General features: G+C 57.7%; 20 protein-coding genes. 11 read left to right on the plus strand and 9 right to left on the minus strand.

From position 1 onward, the window contains the following. Nucleotides 1–7: 7 nt before the first annotated feature. From ACODS3_RS21030 to ACODS3_RS21045, 4 genes are all read right to left on the minus strand, one after another. Entirely contained in the window at nucleotides 8–772 is a 765-nt protein-coding gene (locus ACODS3_RS21030; RefSeq protein ID WP_201006044.1) for an amino acid ABC transporter ATP-binding protein, read from the minus strand. A 10-nt stretch (nucleotides 773–782) separates the two neighbouring features. Next, the gene (locus tag ACODS3_RS21035; protein WP_201018071.1) at nucleotides 783–1880 is read right to left on the minus strand and encodes an amino acid ABC transporter permease; all 1098 of its coding nucleotides are present in this window, start codon (nucleotides 1878–1880) and stop codon (nucleotides 783–785) included. Between the two features lie 10 nt (nucleotides 1881–1890). Beyond that, complete coding sequence (locus ACODS3_RS21040) at nucleotides 1891–3072, minus strand: amino acid ABC transporter permease (RefSeq protein WP_201018072.1); 1182 nt, start codon at nucleotides 3070–3072, stop codon at nucleotides 1891–1893. Between the two features lie 71 nt (nucleotides 3073–3143). Then, entirely contained in the window at nucleotides 3144–4172 is a 1029-nt protein-coding gene (locus tag ACODS3_RS21045) for an amino acid ABC transporter substrate-binding protein (RefSeq protein ID WP_201006049.1), read from the minus strand. Nucleotides 4173–4652: 480 nt separating this feature from the next. On the opposite strand from ACODS3_RS21045, the gene ACODS3_RS21050 reads away from it, so the two are divergent. After that, the gene (locus ACODS3_RS21050; protein WP_201018073.1) at nucleotides 4653–5312 is read left to right on the plus strand and encodes an alpha/beta hydrolase; all 660 of its coding nucleotides are present in this window, start codon (nucleotides 4653–4655) and stop codon (nucleotides 5310–5312) included. 127 nt (nucleotides 5313–5439) lie between these two features. Next, a complete protein-coding gene (gene rhlB, locus ACODS3_RS21055; protein ID WP_489036105.1) occupies nucleotides 5440–6891 on the plus strand; it encodes an ATP-dependent RNA helicase RhlB in 1452 nt (483 codons plus the stop codon). Between the two features lie 71 nt (nucleotides 6892–6962). On the opposite strand, the gene moaE is transcribed toward rhlB, so the two are convergent. The 5 genes from moaE to ACODS3_RS21080 form a co-directional block, all read right to left on the minus strand. After that, on the minus strand, nucleotides 6963–7412 hold the full coding sequence (gene moaE / locus ACODS3_RS21060) for a molybdopterin synthase catalytic subunit MoaE (protein WP_201006055.1): 450 nt from the start codon (nucleotides 7410–7412) through the stop codon (nucleotides 6963–6965). 2 nt (nucleotides 7413–7414) lie between these two features. Beyond that, nucleotides 7415–7660 (minus strand): MoaD/ThiS family protein, encoded by a 246-nt coding sequence (locus ACODS3_RS21065; RefSeq protein WP_489036108.1) that lies wholly within the window; start codon nucleotides 7658–7660, stop codon nucleotides 7415–7417. Continuing rightward, on the minus strand, nucleotides 7657–8142 hold the full coding sequence (gene moaC / locus ACODS3_RS21070) for a cyclic pyranopterin monophosphate synthase MoaC (protein WP_200995175.1): 486 nt from the start codon (nucleotides 8140–8142) through the stop codon (nucleotides 7657–7659). The genes ACODS3_RS21065 and moaC overlap by 4 nt, the downstream gene beginning before the upstream one ends. Nucleotides 8143–8273: 131 nt before the next feature. After that, nucleotides 8274–9668 (minus strand): PhoH family protein, encoded by a 1395-nt coding sequence (locus tag ACODS3_RS21075; protein ID WP_201006061.1) that lies wholly within the window; start codon nucleotides 9666–9668, stop codon nucleotides 8274–8276. A 335-nt stretch (nucleotides 9669–10003) separates the two neighbouring features. Beyond that, nucleotides 10004–11140: a polysaccharide deacetylase family protein gene (locus tag ACODS3_RS21080; protein WP_201018077.1), complete on the minus strand. Its 1137-nt coding sequence runs from the start codon at nucleotides 11138–11140 to the stop codon at nucleotides 10004–10006. Between the two features lie 331 nt (nucleotides 11141–11471). On the opposite strand from ACODS3_RS21080, the gene yaaA reads away from it, so the two are divergent. From yaaA to ACODS3_RS21125, 9 genes are all read left to right on the plus strand, one after another. Continuing rightward, nucleotides 11472–12251: a peroxide stress protein YaaA gene (gene yaaA / locus ACODS3_RS21085; protein ID WP_201018078.1), complete on the plus strand. Its 780-nt coding sequence runs from the start codon at nucleotides 11472–11474 to the stop codon at nucleotides 12249–12251. A gap of 803 nt (nucleotides 12252–13054) precedes the next feature. Next, nucleotides 13055–14371 (plus strand): nucleotide sugar dehydrogenase, encoded by a 1317-nt coding sequence (locus ACODS3_RS21090; protein WP_201006067.1) that lies wholly within the window; start codon nucleotides 13055–13057, stop codon nucleotides 14369–14371. A gap of 95 nt (nucleotides 14372–14466) precedes the next feature. Further along, the gene (gene alg8, locus ACODS3_RS21095; protein ID WP_201006069.1) at nucleotides 14467–15948 is read left to right on the plus strand and encodes a mannuronan synthase; all 1482 of its coding nucleotides are present in this window, start codon (nucleotides 14467–14469) and stop codon (nucleotides 15946–15948) included. Nucleotides 15949–15988: 40 nt separating this feature from the next. After that, a complete protein-coding gene (locus ACODS3_RS21100) occupies nucleotides 15989–17161 on the plus strand; it encodes an alginate biosynthesis protein Alg44 (protein ID WP_201018079.1) in 1173 nt (390 codons plus the stop codon). Nucleotides 17162–17163: 2 nt separating this feature from the next. After that, nucleotides 17164–18573: an alginate biosynthesis TPR repeat lipoprotein AlgK gene (gene algK / locus ACODS3_RS21105; RefSeq protein WP_489036113.1), complete on the plus strand. Its 1410-nt coding sequence runs from the start codon at nucleotides 17164–17166 to the stop codon at nucleotides 18571–18573. Next, the gene (locus tag ACODS3_RS21110) at nucleotides 18570–20078 is read left to right on the plus strand and encodes an alginate export family protein (RefSeq protein WP_304575431.1); all 1509 of its coding nucleotides are present in this window, start codon (nucleotides 18570–18572) and stop codon (nucleotides 20076–20078) included. The genes algK and ACODS3_RS21110 overlap by 4 nt, the downstream gene beginning before the upstream one ends. Before the next feature lie 27 nt (nucleotides 20079–20105). Beyond that, nucleotides 20106–21713: a mannuronan 5-epimerase AlgG gene (algG, locus tag ACODS3_RS21115; RefSeq protein WP_201018081.1), complete on the plus strand. Its 1608-nt coding sequence runs from the start codon at nucleotides 20106–20108 to the stop codon at nucleotides 21711–21713. A 14-nt stretch (nucleotides 21714–21727) separates the two neighbouring features. Continuing rightward, entirely contained in the window at nucleotides 21728–23167 is a 1440-nt protein-coding gene (locus tag ACODS3_RS21120; protein ID WP_201006078.1) for an alginate O-acetyltransferase AlgX-related protein, read from the plus strand. An 8-nt stretch (nucleotides 23168–23175) separates the two neighbouring features. Continuing rightward, the gene (locus ACODS3_RS21125; RefSeq protein WP_201018082.1) at nucleotides 23176–24309 is read left to right on the plus strand and encodes a mannuronate-specific alginate lyase; all 1134 of its coding nucleotides are present in this window, start codon (nucleotides 23176–23178) and stop codon (nucleotides 24307–24309) included. Nucleotides 24310–24433 lie beyond the last annotated feature (124 nt).

Here is a 24433-nt window from a genome sequence, read left to right on the forward strand (position 1 = left end):
CTGCGACTCAGTGAATGATCTGGCTGAGGAACAGTTTGGTACGGTCGCTTTGCGGGTTGTCGAAGAAGTCGTTTGGTGCGGCTTGTTCGACGATCTCGCCCTTGTCCATGAAGATCACGCGGTTGGCCACGGTGCGGGCAAAGCCCATTTCGTGGGTTACGCAGAGCATGGTCATGCCCTCTTCGGCCAGGGTGACCATGGTGTCGAGTACTTCCTTGACCATTTCCGGGTCGAGTGCCGAGGTCGGCTCGTCGAACAGCATGATTTTCGGTTTCATGCACAGGGCACGGGCAATCGCCACACGCTGTTGCTGACCACCGGAAAGCTGGCCCGGGTACTTGTTCGCCTGCTCTGGAATGCGCACGCGCTCCAGGTAGTGCATGGCGATTTCTTCAGCCTTTTTCTTCGGCATGTTGCGAACCCACATCGGAGCCAGCGTGCAGTTCTGCAGGATGGTCAGGTGCGGGAACAGGTTGAAGTGCTGGAACACCATGCCGACTTCACGACGAATGGTTTCGATCTGCTTCAGGTCCGAAGTCAGTTCGGTGCCATCAACGATGATGCGACCCTGCTGGTGTTCTTCCAGACGGTTCAGGCAGCGAATGGTCGTGGACTTGCCCGAACCCGACGGGCCGCACAATACGATACGCTCACCCTGACGCACGTTCAGGTTGATGTCCTTGAGTACATGGAACTGGCCGTACCACTTGTGTACGCCTTCCATCCGGATCATGCCTTCAGCGCCCAGAGGCTTACTGATAACTTCACTCATCACAAAACTCCTAACGCTTGTGGCCTGTGTCCAGCTTACGTTCCAAATGCATGGAATAGCGGGACATACCGAAACAGAAGATCCAGAACACCAGGGCCGCGAAGACGTAGCCTTCGGTGGCCATACCCAGCCATGACGGGTCGGCGGTGGCTTGCTTGACGCTGTTGAGCAAGTCAAACAGGCCGATGATGATCACCAGGCTTGTATCCTTGAACAGGGCAATGAAGGTGTTGACGATGCCGGGGATAACCATCTTCAACGCCTGCGGCAGGATAACCAGCCCCATTGCGCGCCAGTAGCCCAGGCCCATCGCTGCGGCCGCTTCGTACTGACCTTTGGGGATTGCCTGCATGCCACCGCGCACCACTTCGGCGATGTACGCCGACTGGAACAGGATGACGCCGATCAGGGCGCGCAGCAGCTTGTCGAAGTTCATCCCTTCAGGCATGAACAGCGGCAGCATTACCGACGACATGAACAGCACCGTGATCAATGGCACACCGCGCCAGAACTCGATGAAGGTCACACACACCACGCGCACGGCCGGCATGTTGGAACGACGCCCCAGTGCCAGCAGGATACCCAGCGGCAGCGCACCGGCGATACCGACGGTCGCGATCACCAGGGTCAGCATCAGGCCGCCCCACTGACTGGTTGCCACAATGCTCAGACCAAACGCGCCGCCATGCAGCAGGTAGAACGCGATGATAGGGTAAAGCACCAGGAAGCCGATGGCGTAGAACGCCTTGCGCGGGAACTTCGAGATGAACAGAGGCGCAGCACCGACAATCGCCAGGATTGCGGTGAGGTCGACCCTCCAGCGCAATTCAGTCGGGAAGTAGCCATACATGAACTGGCCAAAACGCTGCTGGACGAATACCCAGCAGGCACCTGCCTTGGTGCAGTCTTCCTTGGTGGTGCCGATCCAGTTGGCGTCCAGCAGTGACCAGCTGATCATCGGCGGGACGATCAGGTAGATCAGGTAGAACGAGAGCAGGGTCAGCAGCGTGTTGATCCAGCTGGAGAACAGGTTCTGCCGCATCCACGCAACCGGGCCGAACACTTTGCTCGGTGGTGGCATGTCAGGTTTGAAAGTATGAGTTGTCATGCGCGTTTCCTCACCGCTCGATCAGCGCAATGCGCTTGTTGTACCAGTTCATCAGCATGGAAATGCTGATACTGATCGCCAGGTACACGCTCATGGTGATGGCAATGACTTCAATGGCCTGACCGGTCTGGTTGAGCACCGTACCGGCAAACAGAGAAACCATTTCCGGATAACCGATCGCTGCCGCCAGCGAAGAGTTCTTCGCCAGGTTCAGGAACTGGCTGGTCAACGGCGGAATGATCACCCGCAGGGCTTGCGGAATGATGACCTTGCGCAGCGTTGGCCCAGGGCGCAGGCCCAGGGAACGAGCGGCTTCGGTCTGGCCATGGCTGACCGACTTGATGCCCGAACGCACGATTTCGGCGATGAACGCCGCGGTGTAGATGGTCAGCGCCAGAGTCAGGGAGATCAGTTCAGGGATCAGTACCCAGCCACCGGTGAAGTTGAAGCCTTTGAGCTGAGGCAGTTCCCAATGCACCGGGCTGCCGAAGATCAGCATGCTCAGGCCGGGAATGACCAGCAGCAGACCCAGGCTGGCCCAGAACTTGTGGAACGGCTCGCCAGTGGCTTCAAAACGCTTGTTGGCCCAACGCACCATCGCGACCACCGCCACAATGGCGATGACGATGCTGATCAGAAACGCCCAGATGCCTTCGGAAGGAATTGCCTTGGGCATGTTTAACCCGCGGCTGCTGACAAAGAACATGTCCAGGTAGCCATGAGCCTGACGTGGTCCGGGCAGGGTCAGGAATACGGCGGTGTACCAGAACAGGATCTGCAGCAACGGCGGAATGTTACGGAAGACTTCGACGTATACGGTCGCCAGCTTGTTGATCATCCAGTTCGGCGACAGACGAGCGACACCAATGATGAAGCCCAGGATAGTCGCCAGAAAGATACCGATGATCGACACCAGCAGGGTATTGAGCAAGCCGATGACAAAGACGCGGGCATAGCTGTCCGCTTCCGTGTAGTCGATCAAGTGCTGGGCAATACCGAAACCGGCACTGCGCTCAAGAAACCCGAAACCCGATGTAATACCACGATGCTGCAGGTTGGTCTGGGTGTTGTCGAACATGAACCAGCCCAACGAGACCACCGCCACTACGGTGATGATCTGAAATAACCACGCGCGCACTTTTGGGTCGCTCAAAGAGAGCTTTTGCTTTGGTGCGACGATTTGCTTTTCCATGAAATGCCCCAGGAAAAATCGAACAGAACAACGCCCGACAGGCTAAAAAAGCCTGTCGGGCGCCGGGTCAATCAGCGAATTGGTGGAGCGTACTGAATGCCACCTTTGTTCCACAGAGCGTTTTGGCCGCGCTTGATTTTCAGCGGGGTCGATTCGCCCAGGTTGCGCTCGAACATCTCGCCGTAGTTACCTACCTGCTTGACGATCTGAACAACCCAGTCCTTCGGCAGTTTCAGGTCTTTGCCGTACTCGCCGTCAGCACCGAGCATACGGGCAACGTCAGGGTTCTTGGTGGCCTTGGCTTCAGCTTCGACGTTCTTCGAAGTGATACCAGCCTCTTCCGCGTTCAACTGAGCGAACAGGGTCCAGCGAACGATGGAGAACCACTCTTCGTCGCCTTTACGTACGACCGGGCCCAGTGGCTCCTTGGAGATCACTTCAGGCAGAACGACGTAGTCGTCAGGCTTGGCCAGCTTGCTGCGCTGTGCGTAGAGCTGCGACTGGTCGGAGGTCAGTACGTCGCAACGGCCACCTTCCAGCGACTTGGCGCTTTCGTCGGAGGTGTCGAAAGTGATCGGGGTGTATTTCAGACCGTTGGAGCGGAAGTAGTCGGAGACGTTCAGCTCAGTGGTGGTACCAGCCTGGATACAAACGGTTGCACCGTCCAGTTCCTTGGCGCTCTTGACGCCCAGCTTGTTGTTTACCAGGAAGCCGATACCGTCGTAGTAAGTCACGCCGGCGAATACCAGGCCCATGCCCGAATCACGGGAGCTGGTCCAGGTGGTGTTACGCGACAGGATGTCGATTTCACCGGATTGCAGTGCGGTGAAGCGCTCCTTGGCGTTCAACTGGCTGAATTTGACCTTGGTTGCGTCACCGAAAACGGCAGCAGCTACGGCACGGCACACGTCAGCGTCGATACCGGTAATCTTGCCTGTAGCATCTGGAACGGAGAACCCTGGCAGGCCATCGCTGACACCGCACTGAACAAAACCTTTCTTCTGGATAGCGTCAAGTGTGGCACCGGCGTTAGCTGCACCGGTCACGCCGAGTGCTGCTACAGCTGTCACGACCGCCAGTGTGGATTTCAACATCTTCATTCAAACCTCCAGTGTGCTCTTTATTGTGTGGGACTTCGGTTACGCCGCACCCTTGTGAGGCATTAATGACCCGTGCTGGCTTTTTTTTGGGTCATACGACGTTGGGCCTGGACCATGAATCGAGCGCAAGATCATCTCGTCACTCACCTTCATCATTCATTTATAGCCCTAAGACCAAAGCCCCGTGTTTTCCCCGGACCAGAGCGGTACAGGATCAATCATGCCGGGAGTCCTGACGCATGGACTCCCGTGCTGCCTTCGATCGTTACAAGTAGTAGCCTAATAGTGTTACCGATCGATGTGAGCGCTTTGACTCCACACGTTTCATAGCAAAGCCCGTACCAGCATGCTGGCGATGTCGAATTAGCGACAGGTCAAGTCGAAAACTTGTAACCTTGCGACATCTTCTTTCACTTTTAAACTGCACGCGCACTTAATTAATGCGCCAAAAAACAATCAATGCACCCTATTGGAGCACTCATGAGCGAGCCTTTGATCCTTCAACCCACCGCAGAATCCGATGCCTGCGTCATCTGGCTGCACGGCCTGGGTGCCGACCGTTACGATTTTCTTCCCGTCGCCGAAGCCCTTCAGGAGTCGTTGACGACCACTCGCTTCATATTGCCCCAGGCCCCGAAACGCGCCGTTACCGTCAACGGTGGCTATGAAATGCCGAGCTGGTATGACATCAAGAGCATGACTTCCGAAGCCCGCTCCATCGATCACGATGAGATGGAAGCCTCGGCCCAACAGGTTCTGGACCTGATTGAGCAACAACGCGACAGTGGCATCGACCCCGCGAGAATCTTCCTGGCAGGTTTTTCCCAGGGCGGTGCCGTGGTTCTGCACACAGCCTACAAACGCTGGCAAGGCCCGCTGGGTGGCGTGCTGGCATTGTCCACCTACGCGCCAACCTTCAATGACCAGATGACATTGTCAGCCAGCCAGCAGCGCATTCCGGCCTATTGCCTGCATGGTTTTCACGACGAAGTGGTCCACAATGCCATGGGACGTACCGTTTACGAGTACCTCAAGACACTGGGTGTAACCGCTCAATGGAAAGAGTACCCAATGGGGCATCAAGTGTTACCCCAGGAAATTTCCGACATCCAGATCTGGCTTGCCGAGAAGCTTCGGTAACGTCTTCTTTAATAGAGCTTTGAACCGGCCTGATCGGGCGCCTGTGTAGCGAACCATGGATGACACTACGCCGCGCCCGATTCTTGCATTACACTGCTCGGCGTACATTCCTTAATCAATTGACGAGATGACCGTGCTCAAAGCACTTAAAAAGATGTTCGGTAAAAGCGAGGCTGAGCAGCTCGCGCCCAACCACGCAGCATCCCCCCCCGCCTCCAGGGCTGTCGCTGAAGACGAATCGCAGAATCGTGCGGTCAAGGCGCAGGCTTCGGTCAAAGAGCCCGCAGCCCCGACTCAGGCCAGGAGCGACAAACCCAAGGCCGAACGTCCACGTCGAGAGCGAGCGCCCAAGCCGCCTGTCGTCACCTGGAAGCTCGAAGATTTCGCTGTCGAACCTCAGGAAGGCAAGACGCGCTTCCATGACTTCGATCTGGCCCCCGAACTGATGCATGCGATTCATGATCTGGGCTTCCCGTACTGCACGCCGATCCAGGCGGGCGTGCTGGGTTACACCCTCAAGGGCAAGGACGCTATCGGTCGCGCCCAGACCGGTACGGGCAAGACCGCTGCGTTCCTGATCTCGATCATCACCCAGTTGACCCAGACGCCACCACCCAAAGAGCGCTACATGGGTGAACCCCGCGCCCTGATCATCGCCCCGACCCGCGAACTGGTGGTGCAAATTGCCAAGGACGCGGCAGCGCTGACCAAATACACCAACCTGAACGTCATGACGTTCGTGGGTGGCATGGAATTCGACAAACAGCTCAAGCAGCTCGAAGCCCGTCATTGCGACATTCTGGTTGCAACACCGGGACGTCTGCTGGACTTCAACCAACGCGGTGAAGTGCATCTGGACATGGTCGAAGTGATGGTCCTCGACGAAGCCGACCGCATGCTGGACATGGGCTTTATCCCGCAGGTACGCCAGATCATTCGCCAGACCCCGCACAAGGGCGAGCGTCAGACGCTACTGTTCTCCGCGACCTTTACCGATGACGTGATGAACCTCGCCAAGCAATGGACGACCGACCCGGCCATCGTCGAAATCGAAGCCGAGAACGTCGCCAACAGCAACGTCGAACAGCATATCTACGCAGTGGCTTCGGCTGACAAGTACAAGCTGCTGTACAACCTGGTCACCGACAATGGCTGGGAACGGGTGATGGTCTTTGCCAACCGCAAGGATGAAGTGCGCCGTATCGAAGAGCGTCTGGTGCGTGACGGCGTAAACGCCGCACAACTTTCAGGCGATGTGCCTCAGCACAAACGGATCAAGACCCTGGAAGGTTTCCGCGAAGGCAAGATCCGGGTGTTGGTGGCAACAGACGTCGCAGGCCGCGGTATTCACATCGATGGCATCAGCCACGTGATCAACTTCACCCTGCCGGAAGTGCCGGACGATTACGTACACCGGATCGGGCGCACAGGCCGTGCGGGCGCAGATGGCGTTTCGATCAGCTTTGCCGGGGAAGACGATTCCTATCAGCTCCCGGCCATCGAAGAGAAACTGGGCCGCAAGATCAGCTGCGAAATGCCACCGACCGAGTTGTTGCGGGCTGTGGTGCGCAAGGCCTGAGCACTTTTCGCGACTGAAGTCGCTCCTGCAGCGTTCTGTGCAGGAGCGACTTCAGTCGCGAACACCACCACTCATTTCCAGCGATCCGCAGCCGCCTGATCGCTATGCCGCCCTTCAACCCAGCGCGGGCCTTCGGCGGTGTTTTCGCGTTTCCAGAATGGTGCGCGAGTCTTCAGGTAGTCCATGACGAAATCACAGGCCTCGAATGCGGCCTGACGATGAGCGCTGGCAACGCCGACAAACACGATTGGCTCGCCAGGCTCCAGTGCGCCGACCCGGTGCAGCACTTCCAGCCTGAGCAGTGGCCAGCGCTGTTCGGCTTCAACCACGATCTTTGCCAGAGCCTTTTCGGTCATGCCTGGATAGTGCTCCAGAAACATGCCCGAAACCTCACGCCCTTCGTTGAAGTCCCGCACGTAACCGACAAAACTCACCACCGCGCCGATGCCGACATTGGCCGCATGCAGTGCATTGACCTCGGCACCTGGATCGAACGCCGCCGCTTGCACGCGAATCGCCATGCTCAGCCTCCGGTCACGGTAGGAAAGAATGCCACTTCGTCGCCATCCGTCAGCGGTTCGTCCAGCTGACACAGCTCTTGATTGCGGGCGCACATCAGGTTCTGCTCGGCCAGCACTTGCCAGGCATCACCACGCAGCAGCAGGTGCTGGCGCAGTTCGTCCAGGGTGGCGAAAGTGCCCTCGACACGCTCGCCATCCAGCCCCAACGCCTCCCGATAACGGGCGAAATACTGAACCTGCACACTCATTGCGCAGCTCCCGGCTCGTCGGCAATGAAGTGACCGCTCTTGCCACCGAGTTTTTCCAGCAACCGCACCGACTCGATGGTCATACCGCGATCAACGGCCTTGCACATGTCATAGATGGTCAGCGCGGCAACACTGGCGGCGGTCAGGGCTTCCATTTCCACACCGGTCTGCCCGGCGAGCTTGCAGCGCGCGACGATCAGCACCGCATCATCCCCTTGGGCACTGAGTTCGACCTTGACGCTGGTGAGCATCAGCGGATGGCAGAGCGGGATCAGATCACTGGTTTTCTTCGCAGCCTGAATGCCGGCAATGCGCGCAACAGCAAACACATCCCCTTTGGGATGACCGCCGCTGACAATCATTTGCAGGGTTTCAGGCAACATGCGCACAAGCGCTTGAGCCACAGCCTCACGGGACGTCACGGCTTTGTCAGTGACGTCGACCATATTGGCGCGACCTTGGGAATCGAGATGAGTCAGCACAGCCTTACTCCTGAACAGGAGTGGCGATTGTAGTTAGCCAAGGGCGTCAGCTACAAGCGGCAAGAACTGCAAGCTACAAGCGAACCACACTCTGGCTTCTCGCTTGCAGCTTGCAACTTACCGCTTACCGCTTACAGATGACTCTCGGCATATTCAGCCAGTACCGAGCGTGGAACCCCTTGCAGGGTGATGTGTACGCCGTTGGGGAAATCCTTGAAGCGCTCCGTCAGGTAGGTCAACCCCGAACTGGTGGCTGACAGGTAAGGGGTATCGATCTGCGCCAGGTTACCCAGGCAGACCACTTTGGAACCGGCACCGGCACGGGTGATGATGGTTTTCATCTGGTGCGGCGTCAGGTTCTGGCACTCGTCGATCAGAATCAGGCTTTGCTGGAAGCTGCGGCCCCGGATGTAGTTGAGGGATTTGAACTGCAACGGCACCTTGCTGAGGATGTAATCGACACTGCCATGGGTGTTTTCATCATCCATGTGCAGGGCTTCGAGGTTGTCGGTGATCGCGCCCAGCCATGGCTCCATTTTTTCCGCCTCGGTGCCGGGCAGGAAGCCTATTTCCTGATCCAGGCCTTGCACGCTGCGGGTTGCGATGATGCGGCGATAGCGTTTGCTGACCATGGTCTGCTCGATGGCAGCAGCCAGCGCCAGGATGGTCTTGCCGGAACCGGCAGCGCCGGACAGGTTGACCAGATGAATATCAGGATCGAGCAACGCGAACAGCGCCAGCCCTTGATAGATATCGCGTGGTTTCAGGCCCCAGGCTTCCTGGTGCAGCAAGGGTTCCTGATGCATGTCCAGAATCAGCAGCTCGTCGCTCCTGACGCCCTTGATCCAGCCGACGAAGCCTTGCTCGTCGATGATGAACTCGTTCATGTGAACCGCGGGCAGGCTTTCGCTCAACTGCACGCGATGCCAGGTGCGGCCATGGTCCTGACGGGTTTCGACCTTACTGACCCGGTCCCAGAACGAGCCGGGAATATCGTGATAACCCCGCGACAGCAGCGAGACGTCATCGACCAGCTGGTCAGTGCTGTAGTCCTCGGCGGCAATCCCGCAGGCCCGCGCCTTGAGGCGCATGTTGATGTCCTTGGTCACCAGCACCAGACGCAAATCCTTGTTACGCGCGTGCAGGTCGACCAACTGGTTGATGATGATGTTGTCGTTCAAATGCTCGGGAAGAAGGCTGTTGGGTTCCTCGCGCTTGCTCATCAGAATCGACAGGAAGCCCTTGAATACGCCGGTCCCACGGTCGATAGGCACACCCTTTTCGACTTCTTCCGGTGAAGCTTCACCCAGAGTCTTGTCGATCAGGCGGATGGCCTGACGGCACTCGGCAGCGACCGAATGCTTGCCGTCCTTGAGCTTGTCCAGTTCCTCCAGAACCGTCATCGGAATGGCAACGCGGTGTTCTTCGAAATTCAGCAGTGCGTTTGGATCATGGATCAATACGTTGGTATCGAGCACGTAAAGGATAGGCTGGTTAGTGGAAGGGTTGCGTCCGTGATCATCCATACTCGCTCACCTTTATAGAAGCCAGGCGGCGCAGAACCACTACAAAGCTGCGCCACGAAAAGGCCGCCGGTTCCTTCCCTTGAGGCAGGGAAGAATGTTGCTCAAGATGGGTCGTTGAGGACGCCACCTGTGTTGCAGGTTTCGGCGGTCTGTTCTCGTAATACAGCAAAACCGATGACAGAAAAAAGCTCTTTGACAGTTTTTTGAAGTTTATTTCACAGTATGACGAATAGCGCTTGGCGAGTGCCGCCTGCACGTTTACAGTCGGAAGTCACCTCAGGCCGGATTGGCCGAAAAAACCCGCCTTCCCCCCTTCCTCTTATGCCCTCAAGCCCTTATTCCTCCTGGGTTTCAGACAGATTTCGACAGTCATCCCAGATCAGTTCGCTTTGAGCGGTATTGGCCAGCAGCAAAGGCAGCGCCGACTGCGCCTTGTTGCCCATGTCATGGAATACCACCGTACCCCGACGCCAGAGCAGCATGAGGGTCAGCACCCGGTCCCCGACCTGCTGGGCCGAGAGGCGGCCTGTGGCGTCCTGCGAATCGATATTCCACAGCGACACCCGCAAGTGCTGCGAACGGAAGTATTCGCCGCTGTCAGCACGACGATGGCCATAAGGCGGCCTGAACAGCGGAACGAAGTTGTCCGGGAGAATCTGCTGGACCAGAGCGGCACTGCGCTGCACGGAATCCTGCCAGTCGACCCAGTTACTGTGCGAACGATATTCCCAGCCCTGCACACCCACGCATTGTTGCCTGTAGAGCGCCTGCAGGCTGGCTGCCGAGCTGCTCTCCAGGCGCGTCTGCAGGCTTTTCCCCAGTACAAAGAAGGTCGCGGTCATTTTTTGCTGGCGCATGAAATCGGCCAGCCAGTCCGTATTGCCATCCGCCGGGCTCGGGCCACTGTCGAAATTGAGCATGAAGGTGCGATCCGGCATTTCATCGCCACTCATTTCATCGGAGTTGTAGCGCTCGATTTCACTGCTGGTCTGAGGGAACAGAGCCGCCATGTACAGCAACTCGTTCAGGTAACGCTCATGGAAGATCGAACTCGGCTTGCCCCATGCGGCATAGAACGAATCCGGCAAAACCTGATACTCCTCGGCGCGCTGGCGCAATTGCTCCATGTCCTCGACCAGCACACAGAAGTTGGCGTCTTCCTCACAGGTCTTCTGCGCCGCCTGATAGTTCTCCAGCAAGCGCAACCACAGGCGATGACGAACCACATTCAGCGACGGCACGTTGACATAACGCAGGCCCAGGCGCTGCTTGAGCCCTTCTTCGTCCAGAGTCTCGCTGACAGCCAGGGCATGGGCGAAAGCCAGAATCTCGGCACGGGAGGCAACATCGAACAAGGCCGGCGTCTCGAAACGCTCAGGCCACACACTGCGATCCATCGTGGCGACTTCAGGCACCGCCGCCTGAGCTTCAAACCAGAACAGACACGCGCAAACTGCTAAAACAATACGCAAAACCAATGCCCTCTCGATCCAATATCAACGCCATCACCCGCGCGGCACTATAGCTGATCCGGGGCGGTGTCTTATGTCCGGCGCGTTACAAAACCACGGCCTATACAGACCGTGTGAAAACGTAGCGAGCGAAGGTCAGGCAAGGCGAAAACAGGCGAGGAACGGTCGGAGTCGCGCTCGACTTTACTGGCTGTAAATGAGCATTCCGAGCCTGTTTTCAACGCAGCATGACCGAGCGCAGTAGTTTTCACACGGTCTGTTATCGCCACCATAGCTGGAGTCATACCCCATCACCCCATAGAATCGCCCGACGATTACAGGAGACGACTTCATGCTGATGGTGATTTCCCCAGCGAAAACCCTCGATTACGAGACCCCGCCGACCACCGAGCGCTACACCCAGCCGCAATACCTGGACCACTCTCAGGAGCTGATTACCCAGCTTCGCGAGCTGACGCCAGCGCAGATCGGTGAGCTGATGCATCTGTCCGACAAGCTCTCGGGACTGAACGCGGCGCGTTTCGGCAGCTGGACTCCAGCTTTCACGCCCGAAAACGCCAAGCAGGCGCTGCTGGCATTCAAGGGCGATGTCTATACCGGCTTGCAGGCCGAAACACTGACTGATGCCCAGCTTTCCTACGCCCAGGACCACCTGCGCATGTTGTCAGGCCTTTATGGCCTGCTGCGCCCTCTGGACCTGATGCAACCTTATCGCCTGGAAATGGGCACAAAGCTGGCCAATGCCCGTGGCAAGGATCTGTATGCCTTCTGGGGCACGCGCATCAGTGAATGGCTGAATCAGGCACTGGCTGAGCAAGGCGATGACTTGCTGCTGAACCTGGCCTCTACCGAATATTTTTCTGCGGTCAAACGCTCGGCCCTGAAAGCCCGCATCATCGATACCGAGTTCAAGGACCTGAAAAACGGCCAGTACAAGATCATCAGTTTCTACGCCAAGAAAGCCCGCGGCATGATGAGCCGTTTCGTGATCAGCGAGCAGATCAATACCCCTGAAGCACTGAAGGAATTCGATGCGCAGGGTTACCGCTACAGCGTCGAACAATCGACACCCGACAAACTGGTCTTCCTGCGCGACAGTCCGGAACAGTGATGGCGTCAATGTTGCGTAGTGCTCCGGGCACTACGCAACATAGGCTCGTTAATTCAAGCCCCCTCTGCCATTTTTATGACGCCATATAAACATCACCAAACGATGCGTTCATTTTTCGAGTGGGTTTTCTCGAAAAAATAACAACTTTTTTGAGTGATGGCATTCTGTCATTTTTCCGTAATAGCAAAAAAACATCCACCTACTTGAACCCCTCTACAACTAAGGGCTTCACGCTAGTTGCCATCATTTTGAAACCACCCCATCAAAAAGGCCAATCGAAAAAATTCTCAAAAACAGGACGAGCGGCCCGGAACTAATCGCGAACCCACATGCTCCTACATCCCGTAACAATTCTCGACAAGCCTGTAAGAGATCACTTACAGCGCTACGAGAGCAAAGGGAAGTTGCCAGGGATTAAGTTTGATTCTGCGGAATCAATACTTCGGGTACTGAAATCAAACTCACATCACTAGTTGAAGTAGGTAGACAAGCGAACACCATGAGGTGTGCAGAGCAGGGCTCCAGATCGGCAAAGCCAAGGCTTTCGGATCGACCTGCCAAGGATCGCTATACAGGGAGTGGTTTGCCGCATCCAAGAGAGCATGGCCCTGATCCGTATGGACAGGTCACTTGCCGCTTGTACTTAGTGTCATTTGAGTTCGCCTCGTTTGTTTAGGCACTCATTCATTAAATATGCCTGCGTTAGTTAAGTGGCTTAACAGCCTTACTGACTTGCGTGTGACATCTGCTGGCCAAAATTAATATCCAGCCAACTTATGGCGTGAAAAATCGAGGAGAGTACGATGCGTATCAGCATCTTTGGTTTGGGTTATGTCGGTGCAGTATGTGCCGGTTGCCTTTCTGCACGGGGTCATGATGTTGTTGGTGTGGATATTTCCAATACCAAGATCGACCTTATCAATAACGGCAAATCGCCTATCGTCGAGCCCGGCCTGGAAGACCTCCTGGCACAGGGCATTCGCAACGGCAAACTGCGCGGCACCACGGACTTCTCCGAAGCCATCCGCGCCACTGACCTGTCGATGATCTGCGTGGGTACGCCCAGCAAGAAGAACGGCGACCTGGAACTCGACTACATCGAATCCGTCTGCCGCGAAATCGGTTATGTCCTGCGTGACAAGACCTCCCGCCACACCATCGTGGTTCGCAGCACCGTGCTGCCGGGCACTGTCGCCAATGTGGTAATCCCGATTCTGGAAGACTGCTCGGGCAAGAAAGCCGGCGTCGACTTCGGCGTTGCAGTGAACCCTGAGTTCCTGCGTGAAAGCACCGCGATCAAAGACTACGATCACCCACCAATGACCGTTATCGGCGAGTTCGACAAGGCTTCCGGTGACGTTCTGCAATCGCTGTACGAAGAACTCGACGCACCGATCATCCGCAAGGACATCGCCGTTGCCGAGATGATCAAGTACACCTGCAACGTGTGGCACGCCACCAAGGTCACCTTCGCCAACGAAATCGGCAACATTGCCAAGGCAGTCGGCGTCGATGGCCGTGAAGTGATGGAAGTGGTCTGCCAGGACAAGCAACTGAACCTGTCCCAGTACTACATGCGCCCAGGCTTCGCCTTCGGCGGTTCCTGCCTGCCAAAAGACGTTCGCGCCCTCACCTACCGTGCAGGCAGCCTGGACGTGGAAGCACCGCTGCTCAACTCCCTGATGCGCAGCAACGTCTCTCAGGTACAGAACGCTTTCGACATCGTGGCCAGCCACGATACCCGCAAAGTCGCCCTGCTGGGCCTGAGCTTCAAGGCCGGCACCGACGACCTGCGCGAAAGCCCGCTGGTCGAACTGGCCGAAATGCTGATCGGTAAAGGTTTCGACCTGAGCATCTACGACAGCAACGTCGAATACGCTCGCGTACACGGTGCCAACAAGGACTACATCGAGTCGAAGATCCCTCACGTGTCGTCCCTGCTGAACTCGGACTTCGATCAGGTCATCAACGATTCCGACGTGATCATCCTGGGTAACCGCGACGAGCGCTTCCGCGCCCTGGCCGACCAGACGCCTCACGGCAAGCACGTTGTAGACCTAGTGGGCTTCATGTCCAAGAGCACCGGCGAAAGCGGCCGTGCTGAAGGTATCTGCTGGTAAATCAGCCGCAAGCGCCAAGCACCAAGCCACAAGCTCAAGCCTCCCGCTTGCAGCTTGGGGCTTGAGGCTTGCAACTGACTTTGGGATACAAATCTATGGACAGGCTAAAACACGGCCTACTAGAGGCCGCCGGTTGGCTGTTTTACCTAAGTTTGTTAATGGGCATCGCAACTGCATTGCCTACCAGTATCTTCGACTCACAGTCGAGGAACTTTATTTTCCTGATTGGCGCCGTGGGTATCTGGCGCTATTCCATGGGGATCACGCATTTCGTACGCGGAATGATATTTCTGTATGTGGTCTACCCACACTTGCGCCGCAAGCTGAAAAAGCTGGGCAAGGCAGCAGATCCTTCCCATGTGTTCCTGATGGTCACCAGCTTCCGTATCGAAGCTCTGACCACTGCTCAGGTTTACAGCTCGGTCATTCGTGAGGCGATCAACTGCGGACTGCCGACCACCATCGTCTGCTCGCTGGTTGAAATGTCCGATGAGCTGCTGGTCAAGAGCCTGTGGGCCAAGATGAACCCGCCCGAGCGTGTGAAGCTGGACTTCGTGCGCATCCCTGGTACCGGCAAGCGCGACGGCCTGGCTTATGGCTTCCGCGCCATCTCGCGTCACCTTCCGGATGAACGCGCAGTAGTGGCCGTGATCGACGGCGACACCGTGCTCAATGAAGGCGTCGTCAGCAAGACCGTTCCGTGGTTCCACCTGTTCGACAATGTCGGCGGCCTGACCACCAACGAGTTCTGTGAGGTTCGCGGCGGCTACATCATGAGCGAATGGCACAAGCTGCGTTTCGCCCAGCGCCACATCAACATGTGCTCGATGGCCCTGTCCAAGCGCGTATTGACCATGACCGGTCGCATGTCGGTATTCCGCGCCACCGTGGTAACCGACCCCGAGTTCATTGCCGACGTGGAAAGCGACTCGCTCAATCACTGGCGTCTAGGGACCTTCAAGTTCCTGACCGGTGACGACAAGTCGAGCTGGTTCAGCCTGATGCGCCTGGGTTACGACACGTTCTACGTGCCCGATGCCGCCATCAACACCGTTGAACACCCTCCTGAAAAAAGCTTTCTCAAGGCCAGTCGCAAGTTGATGTACCGCTGGTACGGCAACAACCTGCGTCAGAACTCCCGCGCACTGGGTCTGGGCATTCGTCGCCTGGGTCTGTTCACCAGCGTGGTGTTGTTCGACCAGCGCGTGTCGATGTGGACATCGATCCTTGGCCTGACCGTCGCCATCATTGCCAGCTTCAAGTACGGCGGCGCATTCATCCTGATGTACCTGCTGTGGATCGGCATGACCCGCCTGATCCTGACACTGCTGCTGTCCTGCTCGGGACACAGGATAGGGCCTGCCTACCCCATCATTCTCTATTACAACCAGATCGTCGGCGCCCTGATGAAAATCTACGTTTTCTTCCGCCTGGACCGACAGTCCTGGACCCGCCAGGACACAAAACTCAGCCGCGACATGGCCAGCTTTCAGGGCTGGTTCAACACCTGGTCGTCCCGAACCATGACTTTTTCAGCTGGCACCATCTTCGTCGCAGTACTGCTGACGATGGTTTGACCGGGCCAATGAATCAATCGCTCAAGTAGGAATAATTGCCATGAATACAGCCGTGAATGCGAACGTCGTACATGAATCGGAAGCCCAGCGCCAACACGCACGGGTCAAGATTCCAGCCAAGCTGCGCCTGCTCACCGGCGAGCAGAATGCTCCTCTGGTACGGATCGAAGACCTGTCGGCCGGTGGTCTGAGCTTCATTGCCCCAAGCCAGATCAAACTGACCGAAGGCGAAGTGATCAAGGGCCGCCTGCAGTTCCTCATCGACAACCTTGGCCTGGCCATGGACGTCGAAATGCAAGTGCGCTCCATCAGCAGCGCAAGCGGTCGTGTCGGCTGCCAGTTCCAGAACCTTGAAGCACAAGACATCGCGACCCTGCGCCACATCATCACATCCCACCTGAGCGGCGACATCGTCAGCCTGGGTGAAGTGCTGGCCACCTTGCAACGCGACAATTTCACCAAGGCCCGCAAGAGCAAGAACGAATCCGGTGGTATGAGCGCCCTGGGTCGTCTGCGTGCTGTGACCTTCAGCCTGGGTATCTTCATCGTCGGTCTCGCGGCCTTCGGTTTCATCTTCAAGACCGTGTACGGCCTGTACTTCGTCAGCCACGCTTCGGCAGGTCTGGTATCGGTGCCGAGCATGGACGTGACCATGCCGCGCGAAGGTACTGTGCAAAGCCTGATCCCCGCCAATGGCGAAGCCGCCAAAGGCGCACCGCTGGCAACCTTCAACACCAGCATGCTGGAAATGCTCAAGGGCAGCCTGACTGGCGAAGACCTGCAACCAGCCAAGATCGAAGAGCTTTATGGCAAGCAAATGAGTGGCACCATGACCAGCCCTTGCGACTGTGTCGTGGTTCGTCAACTGGTGGCTGACGGTCAGTTCGCATCCAAAGGCCAGGTGATCTTCCAGTTGGTGCCACGCAACGCACCGGCCACTGTCGAAGCCCGCTTCACCTATCGCCAGTTCAACGACGTCAAGCCTGGCACGCCTGTGAGCTTCCAGATCGCTGGCGAAGATCAACTGCGCACCGGCAAGATCGTCAGCAGCAGCAACCTGAGCAACACCGACCTGTCCACCGACATTCGTGTTCAGATCCAGCCTGACGAAAGCCTGAGCAGCACCCTGGCTGGCCGCCCTGTCGAAGTCGTCAGCGACCGTGGCCCGTCCGTGAACTGGCTGATCGATAAAGCCATGGCTGCGGGTCTGTAATCATGAACAGCCCACTACGACGCCTGTCGACCCCCACGCTATTGAGCCTCGCCGTCGCGCTCGGCCTGAGCGGCTGTGCCGGCCTGCCCGATCAACGCCTCGCCAATGAAGCCCTTAAAAACGGCGACACTGCATTGGCGCAGCAGAACTATCGGCAACTGGCGGACCTGGGCTACAGCGATGCACAAGTCGGTCTGGCCGACATCCAGGTCGGTACCGGTGATCCTGCCCAGCTCAAAGAGGCAGAAGCCACCTATCGCGCAGCCGCCGCAACTTCACCCCGGGCGCAATCGCGTCTGGGGCGCCTGCTGGCCGTAAAACCCGATGCCACACTGGCCGAGCACCATGAAGCAGAAGCGCTGCTCACCAAGGCATTCGCCAATGGTGAGTCCGGCACCCTGCTGCCGCTGGCCATGCTTTACCTGCAATACCCGCAAAGCTTCCCGAACGTGGATGCCCAGCAGAAGATCAACCAGTGGCGCGCCAACGGCTACCCGGAAGCTGGTCTGGCTCAGGTGCTGCTCTATCGCACCCAAGGCACTTATGACCAGCATCTGAGTGAAGTCGAAAGCATCTGCAAACAGGCTCTGAACAGCACTGACATCTGCTACGTCGAGCTGGCCACCGTTTATCAGAAACGCGGCCAGACCGAGCAGCAGGCAGCGCTGATCGAGCAACTCAAGAGCGCCCATGCTTCGGGTCGTGTCAGTGCCCAGCGAGTGGACGGCGTAGCCCGTGTGCTGGGCGACAGCCAGATCGGCACTCCGGACGAGAAGACTGCCCAGCAACTGCTGGAAGATATCGCGCCGGGCTACCCGATTTCGTGGGTCACGCTGGCCAAACTGCTTTACGACTTCCCTGAACTGGGTGACGTGAACAAGATGATGGAGTACCTGGGCAACGGTCGCGCAGCGGATCAACCCCGCGCCGAACTGCTGCTGGGCAGGCTCTATTACGAAGGCAAATGGGTGCCGGCCGACGCGAAGAAAGCCGAAGAACACCTGCAGAAAGCTGCTGCCACTGAAATCTCCGCCCACTACTACCTGGGTCAGATCTACCGCCGCGGCTATCTGGGCGAGGTCTATCCACAGAAGGCACTGGACGAATTGTTGACCGCCGCCCGTGGCGGCCAGAACAGCGCCGACTTTGCCATCGCGCAACTGTTCTCCCAAGGCAAGGGCACCAAGCCCGATCCGGTCAACGCCTGGGTCTTTGGCCAGCTGGCACTGGCTCAAGGCACACCGCAAGCCACCGAGCTTGCGCAAGTACTCGACTCTCAACTACCGCCTGAAAAACGCGCCGCCGCCCAAGGGTTGCTGCAACGCGAACAAAAGGTCCGGGGTGTCACTGCCAGACAGAACGTGCTGGTGCAGACCCTGACAGAAGAAAAAGACGGTGAGGAAGCGCTATGAAGTTGAATCCTTTGATGGCCGCCGGCATGGGCCTTGGTTTTACTCTGCTGTGGGCCTGCCCGACGTTGGCAGCGCTGACTGAAGAACAGAATTTCGGTATCGAAGTAAAAATCAGCGCGCAGTCCGAAGACGACCGCGACCTGGGCACTCGCTCGGGCGGTGACGTCAAAGGTCTGGGTCTTGATCTGCGCCCTTGGGTCTACGGCCAGAGCGGCAACTGGAGCGCCTACGCAATGGGCCAGGTGGTCACCGCCACCGATACCATCCAGACCGACCCGCTGGAACAGACCACGACTTCCAACAATGGCGAAACCGGCACTCAGCGTTCACGCGGTAACTCCAGCGAGCGCGAAGTCGACAAGAGCTATGCGGCACTGCGCGAGTTCTGGATCGGCTACAGCGGCTTCACGCCCTACCCCGGTGAAATCCTCAAGGTAGGTCGCCAGCGTCTGCGCAACGATGACGGTCAGTGGCACGACACCAACATCGAAGCCATCAACTGGACCTTCGACACTACCTTGCTGCGTGCCGAATTGGGCGCTGCACAACGCTTCAGCGAATACCGTACCGACCTGACCGAACTGGCTCCGGACGATGAAGACCGCCAGCACCTGTTCGGCTCGGCCAGCTACCAATGGACACCTGGCCACTGGGCCGGTGTTCGCGCCCACTACAGCCATGACGACGGCAAGCTCAAGAACCAGAACGAAGTCCTGGACGATCTGGACAAGACTTCCAATGGCGACCTGACCTGGCTGGGCCTGACTGCCGACAGCGACGCTTACAACCACCGCAACACCAACCCGATCAACTACTGGGGCAGCCTGACCTGGCTGACCGGTAACCGCGACGAAATCGGCGCGAACTACAACCCTGCCACCGATCAGTACCTGGCCGGTCAGAAGAACAGCCGTGACCTCAATGGCTGGGCCACCGACCTGGGCGTGCGGTTCCGTCTCGATCCGCAATGGCAAGTCGGTGCAGCCTACTCGCGCGCCAGCAAGGACTACGTACAGAACGGTCTGGAAAGTAACCGCTCCAACTGGACCGGCACCCGCTCGCGCATCCATCGCTTCGGTGAAGCCTTCCAGGGCGAAATGGCCAACGTGGAAACCGGCTCTCTGTTCGCTTCGTGGCGCATGAACGACGAGTACGACGCCTCGCTGATCTACCACAAGTTCCGTCGTGTGGACGGCAACTCGGGCATCGGCGGCGCGGGCATCAACCCTAACCGGGAAATCACTGATGCCAACGGCGTACCGACCAACACCTTCAGTTCCCTGCCGCTGGAAGACGGCCGCAAGGACCTGGGTCAGGAAATGGATCTGGTCGTCACCAAGTATTTCAAACAGGGCCTGCTGCCAGCCGCAGTGAGCCAGTCGATCGACGAACCTTCGGCACTGGTGCGCTTGCGTGCCGGTGTCTTCAAGCCCGGCGACGCTTACCACAACGGCGTGGATGAATACATGCACCGCGCCATTGTCGACGTCATCTGGCGCTTCTGATGCGAACCGCCAAAGGAGTGCGATGAGATGAACAGTCAAGCAAGCAATGTGCGTAACCGCACCTGGCCTCATGCCCTGCTCGAAAGTGCAGTGCTGAGCAGCGCGCTGCTGATGGCCAGCACCGCAGCGCTGGCCAACACTGCGCCGGTCGCACCTGTCCCGGCAAACGTCAAGGAACTGCAACAGGCCAAGAACTACACCATCAGCAGCGCGCCCATCGAGCCGCTGGCGATGGACAAGCCTGTGTTGCCAGACATCAGCGGCTACACCGCTGAAGCGGCCCTGAAAAAGATCGACCGCAGCAAGCCAGGCAAAGTAACCGTGGCGCGCATGATGGAAGAAACGGGCCTCAAGGAGTTCATCGGCGGCGATAACAAGATGGCCGAATGGGTTGCCCGCCAGCGCGGCATCCCGCAAGCCATCATGATTTCCGACGGCTATGTGACCCTGCAGGACCTGGCCAAGAAAGTGCCCAAACAGTTTCTGAACGAAGTATCGCCAGGCGTGTACATCGCTCGCCTGCCGATCCTCGTCAAGGAAACCGGCATCTTCGAGATCGACAAGAGAACCAAGGAACTGCGCCTGTCTCAGGAAAAGGGTTCGTTCCTGGTCAGCGAAGGCAAGTTGCTGATCACTCACACCAAGGTCGACGCCTGGAGTGAAGAGCGTAACGGCCTTGCGCTGTATCGCAAGCCTGACGAATTCCGGCCGTTCATACTGACCTGGGGTGGCTCCGAAACCTGGATCGCCAACACCAGGATGTCGAGCATGGGTTACGACCAGAGCAAGTCCTACGGCATCAGTATTTCCCAGTACACGCCCAACACCGCGAAGATCCTCAAGCGTCCCGAGCCGACCGGCTGGATCGTCGATTCGGAATTCGCGGACATGTGGTACGGCTTCTACTGCTACGAAACCCGCGACTTTGTCGTCAAGGGCAACACCTACAAAGACAACATCGTCTACGGCATTGACCCGCATGACCGCTCGCACAATCTGATCATTGCCGAGAACGACGTATACGGGACCAAGAAAAAGCACGGGATCATCATTTCCCGGGAAGTGGACAACAGCTTCATCTTCCGCAACAAGAGCCACAACAACAAACTGTCGGGCGTGGTACTGGACCGTAATAGCGTCAACAACATCGTTGCCTATAACGAGATCTACCAGAACCACACCGACGGCATCACCTTGTACGAAAGCGGCAACAACCTGCTGTGGGGCAACCGTGTCATTGCCAACCGCCGCCACGGTATCCGCGTTCGTAACAGCGTGAACATCAAGCTCTATGAAAACGTCGCCATGGGCAACGGCCTGATGGGCGTCTACGGGCACATCAAGGACCTGACCAATACCGACCGCGATATCGCCCTGGACCCCTTCGACGCCGAGGTGTCGCTGATCCTGGTGGGCGGCGAACTGGTCAGTAACGGCTCCGGCCCTCTGTCCATCGACTCGCCACTGAGCGTGGAGCTTTATCGCGTATCGATGCTCGCACCGACCAAACCGGTAGGCATCAGCCTCAACGGAATCCTGGGTGAGCGTCAGGACGAAATCCTCGACCTGCTGGTACGCCAGAAGAAAGCCGTATTGATCGACCCCGTCGAAAGCCAGACCGAACTGCGGGAATGAGGAAAGGTATTTTTATGCACGCACAACTGATCAAACTACTGAGCCTCTCCAGCCTGACCGCAGCCCTCATGGCCGCCGCTGGCGCGGCTCGCGCAGATGACTCGCAAGCGCCGACCTTCACCGCCGAGCCTTGCTGCAACCTGTGCCCTGCTGCCCATGACGCGAAGAACTACACCACGCGCTATCAGCAGAACTTCACCACCCTTGTTCAGGCCGAGGGCGACTGGCTGTTCCGTACCCAGGAAGACTTGCGCACCGAGTTCGACACAACGCCCGCCGGCTATCGCCGCCTGCAGGAACTGCACGATGCCTTCAAGAGCAAGGGTGTGGAGTTGGTGATGGTCTATCAGCCGACCCGCGGCCTGGTGGATCGCAACAAACTGTTCCCTGCCGAACGTGAAAAGTACGACTACGACAAGGCCCTGAAAAACTATCAGGCCATGCTCGGTCGCTTCAGCAAGATGGGCTACTGGGTGCCGGATCTGTCGCCGTTGACCAACGAGCAACAGGCCCATGATTTCTACTTCCGTGGCGATCAGCACTGGACACCGTACGGCGCACAACGCACCGCGAAAATCGTTGCCGAAACCGTGAAAAAAGTACCGGGCTACGCCGACATTCCCAAGCGTGAATTCGAGAGCCACAAGTCCGGACGCATGGGCAAGACCGGAACCCTGCACAACATGGCAGGTCAATTGTGCGGCACCAGCTACGCGATTCAGTACATGGATCAGTTCACCACCGAGCCCAAGGGTGAAGCAGGTGACGGCGATCTGTTCGGCGATTCCGGAAACCCGGAAATCACTCTGGTCGGTACCAGTCACAGCGGCAAGAACTACAACTTCGGTGGCTTCCTTCAGGAATACATCGGTGCCGATGTGCTGAACGTGGCATTCCCTGGTGGCGGTCTGGAAGGCGCGATGCTGCAGTACCTGGGCAGCGAAGACTTCCAGCAGCGTCCACCGAAGATCCTGATCTGGGAATTCTCGCCACTGTATCGCCTGGACCAGGAAACCATCTACCGCCAGATGATGGCGCTGCTGGATAACGGTTGCGAAGGCAAGCCTGCGGTCATGAGCGCCAGCACCACTCTCAAGCCGGGCAACAACGAAGTGTTGGTCAACGGCAAGAATGGCATCAAGGACATCCGCAACAGCCAGAACCAGATCGATATCCGGTTCGATGACACCTCGGTGAAAACCCTTCAGGCCAGGCTCTGGTACATGAACGGTCGTCACGAGGACCTGAAAATCGAGAAGCCGGACACCGCCGATACCGACGGACGTTTCGCCTTTGAACTGCGCGAAGACGAAGACTGGGCAAACCAACAATTGCTCGCTCTTGAAATACAGGGCCCGGAAGCAGGGACAGCACCACTGAAAGTCGAAGCAAAAGTATGCAAGCGCAATGTGTTCCCAAGCACGGCGCAACACACCGCTCAAGCCGGACTATGAGGTGACTTATGCAGACTCCGAAACTGATACGCCCTACCCTGCTCTCGATGGCAATCCTGTCATCGATGGCATGGGCATCGGGTGCATCTGCCACAACGACGCTGGTTCCCCCGCAGGGGTATTCAGCCCCTATCGAAAAAATGAAAACCGGCAGCCACGACTTCACGTGTGATGCCGTGCCAAAACCGTACACCGACAAACTGGTGTTCCGCAGCAAGTACGAAGGCTCCGACAAGGCACGTGCAACGCTCAATGAAGAGTCCGAAGAAGCCTTTCGCGATGCCACCAAAGACATCACGACTCTTGAGCGCGGTATCAGCAAGGTCGTGATGCAGTACATGCGCGACGGTCGCCCGGAACAACTCGACTGTGCGTTGAACATGCTCACTACCTGGGCTCAGGCCGATGCGCTGGAGTCCCGTGAGTTCAACCACACCGGCAAGTCCATGCGCAAATGGGCACTGGGCAGCATGGCATCGTCCTACCTGCGCCTGAAGTTCTCCGAGTCGCAACCGCTGGCCAACCGTCAGCAGCAGACTCAGGTCATCGAAGCCTGGTTCAGCAAGCTGGCAGACCAGGTGATCAGTGACTGGAGCAACCTGCCTATGGAGAAGATCAACAACCACTCCTACTGGGCCGCATGGTCAGTGATGGCAACTGCTGTCGCCACCAACCGCCGTGACCTGTTCGACTGGGCGGTCAAGGAATACAAGGTCGCCGCCAATCAGGTCGACAGGGACGGCTTCCTGCCGAACGAAATGAAACGTCGTCAGCGCGCCCTGGCGTATCACAACTACGCCCTGCCGCCACTGGCCATGATCGCCAGCTTCGCCCAGGCCAACGGTCTCGACCTGCGCAATGAAAACAATGGCGCACTCAAACGCCTGGGTGACCGGGTACTCGCCGGGGTGAAAAACCCGAACGACTTCGCCTCGCGCGGTGGCGAGAAGCAGGACATGAGCGAGCTGAAGAAAGATCCGAAATTCGCCTGGCTCGAACCGTTCTGCTCGCTCTACACCTGCAGCCCGGATGTGATCGAACACAAGCACGAGATGCAACCGTTCAAGACGTTCCGTCTGGGCGGCGATCTGACCAAAGTCTACGACCCGTCCCATGAAAAAGGTGACAAGGGCGGTTCGTGACGAACGTGTAGGAGCGAATTCATTCGCGAAGATACAAAACTCTTCGCAGATGAATCCGCTTCCACAGGACAGGTAGCGTGAGTGTTTTACCCCCCGAATTTCATGGGGGGTTTGGGGGGGCTTT

It is taken from the genome of Pseudomonas sp. FG43, assembly GCF_057809175.1.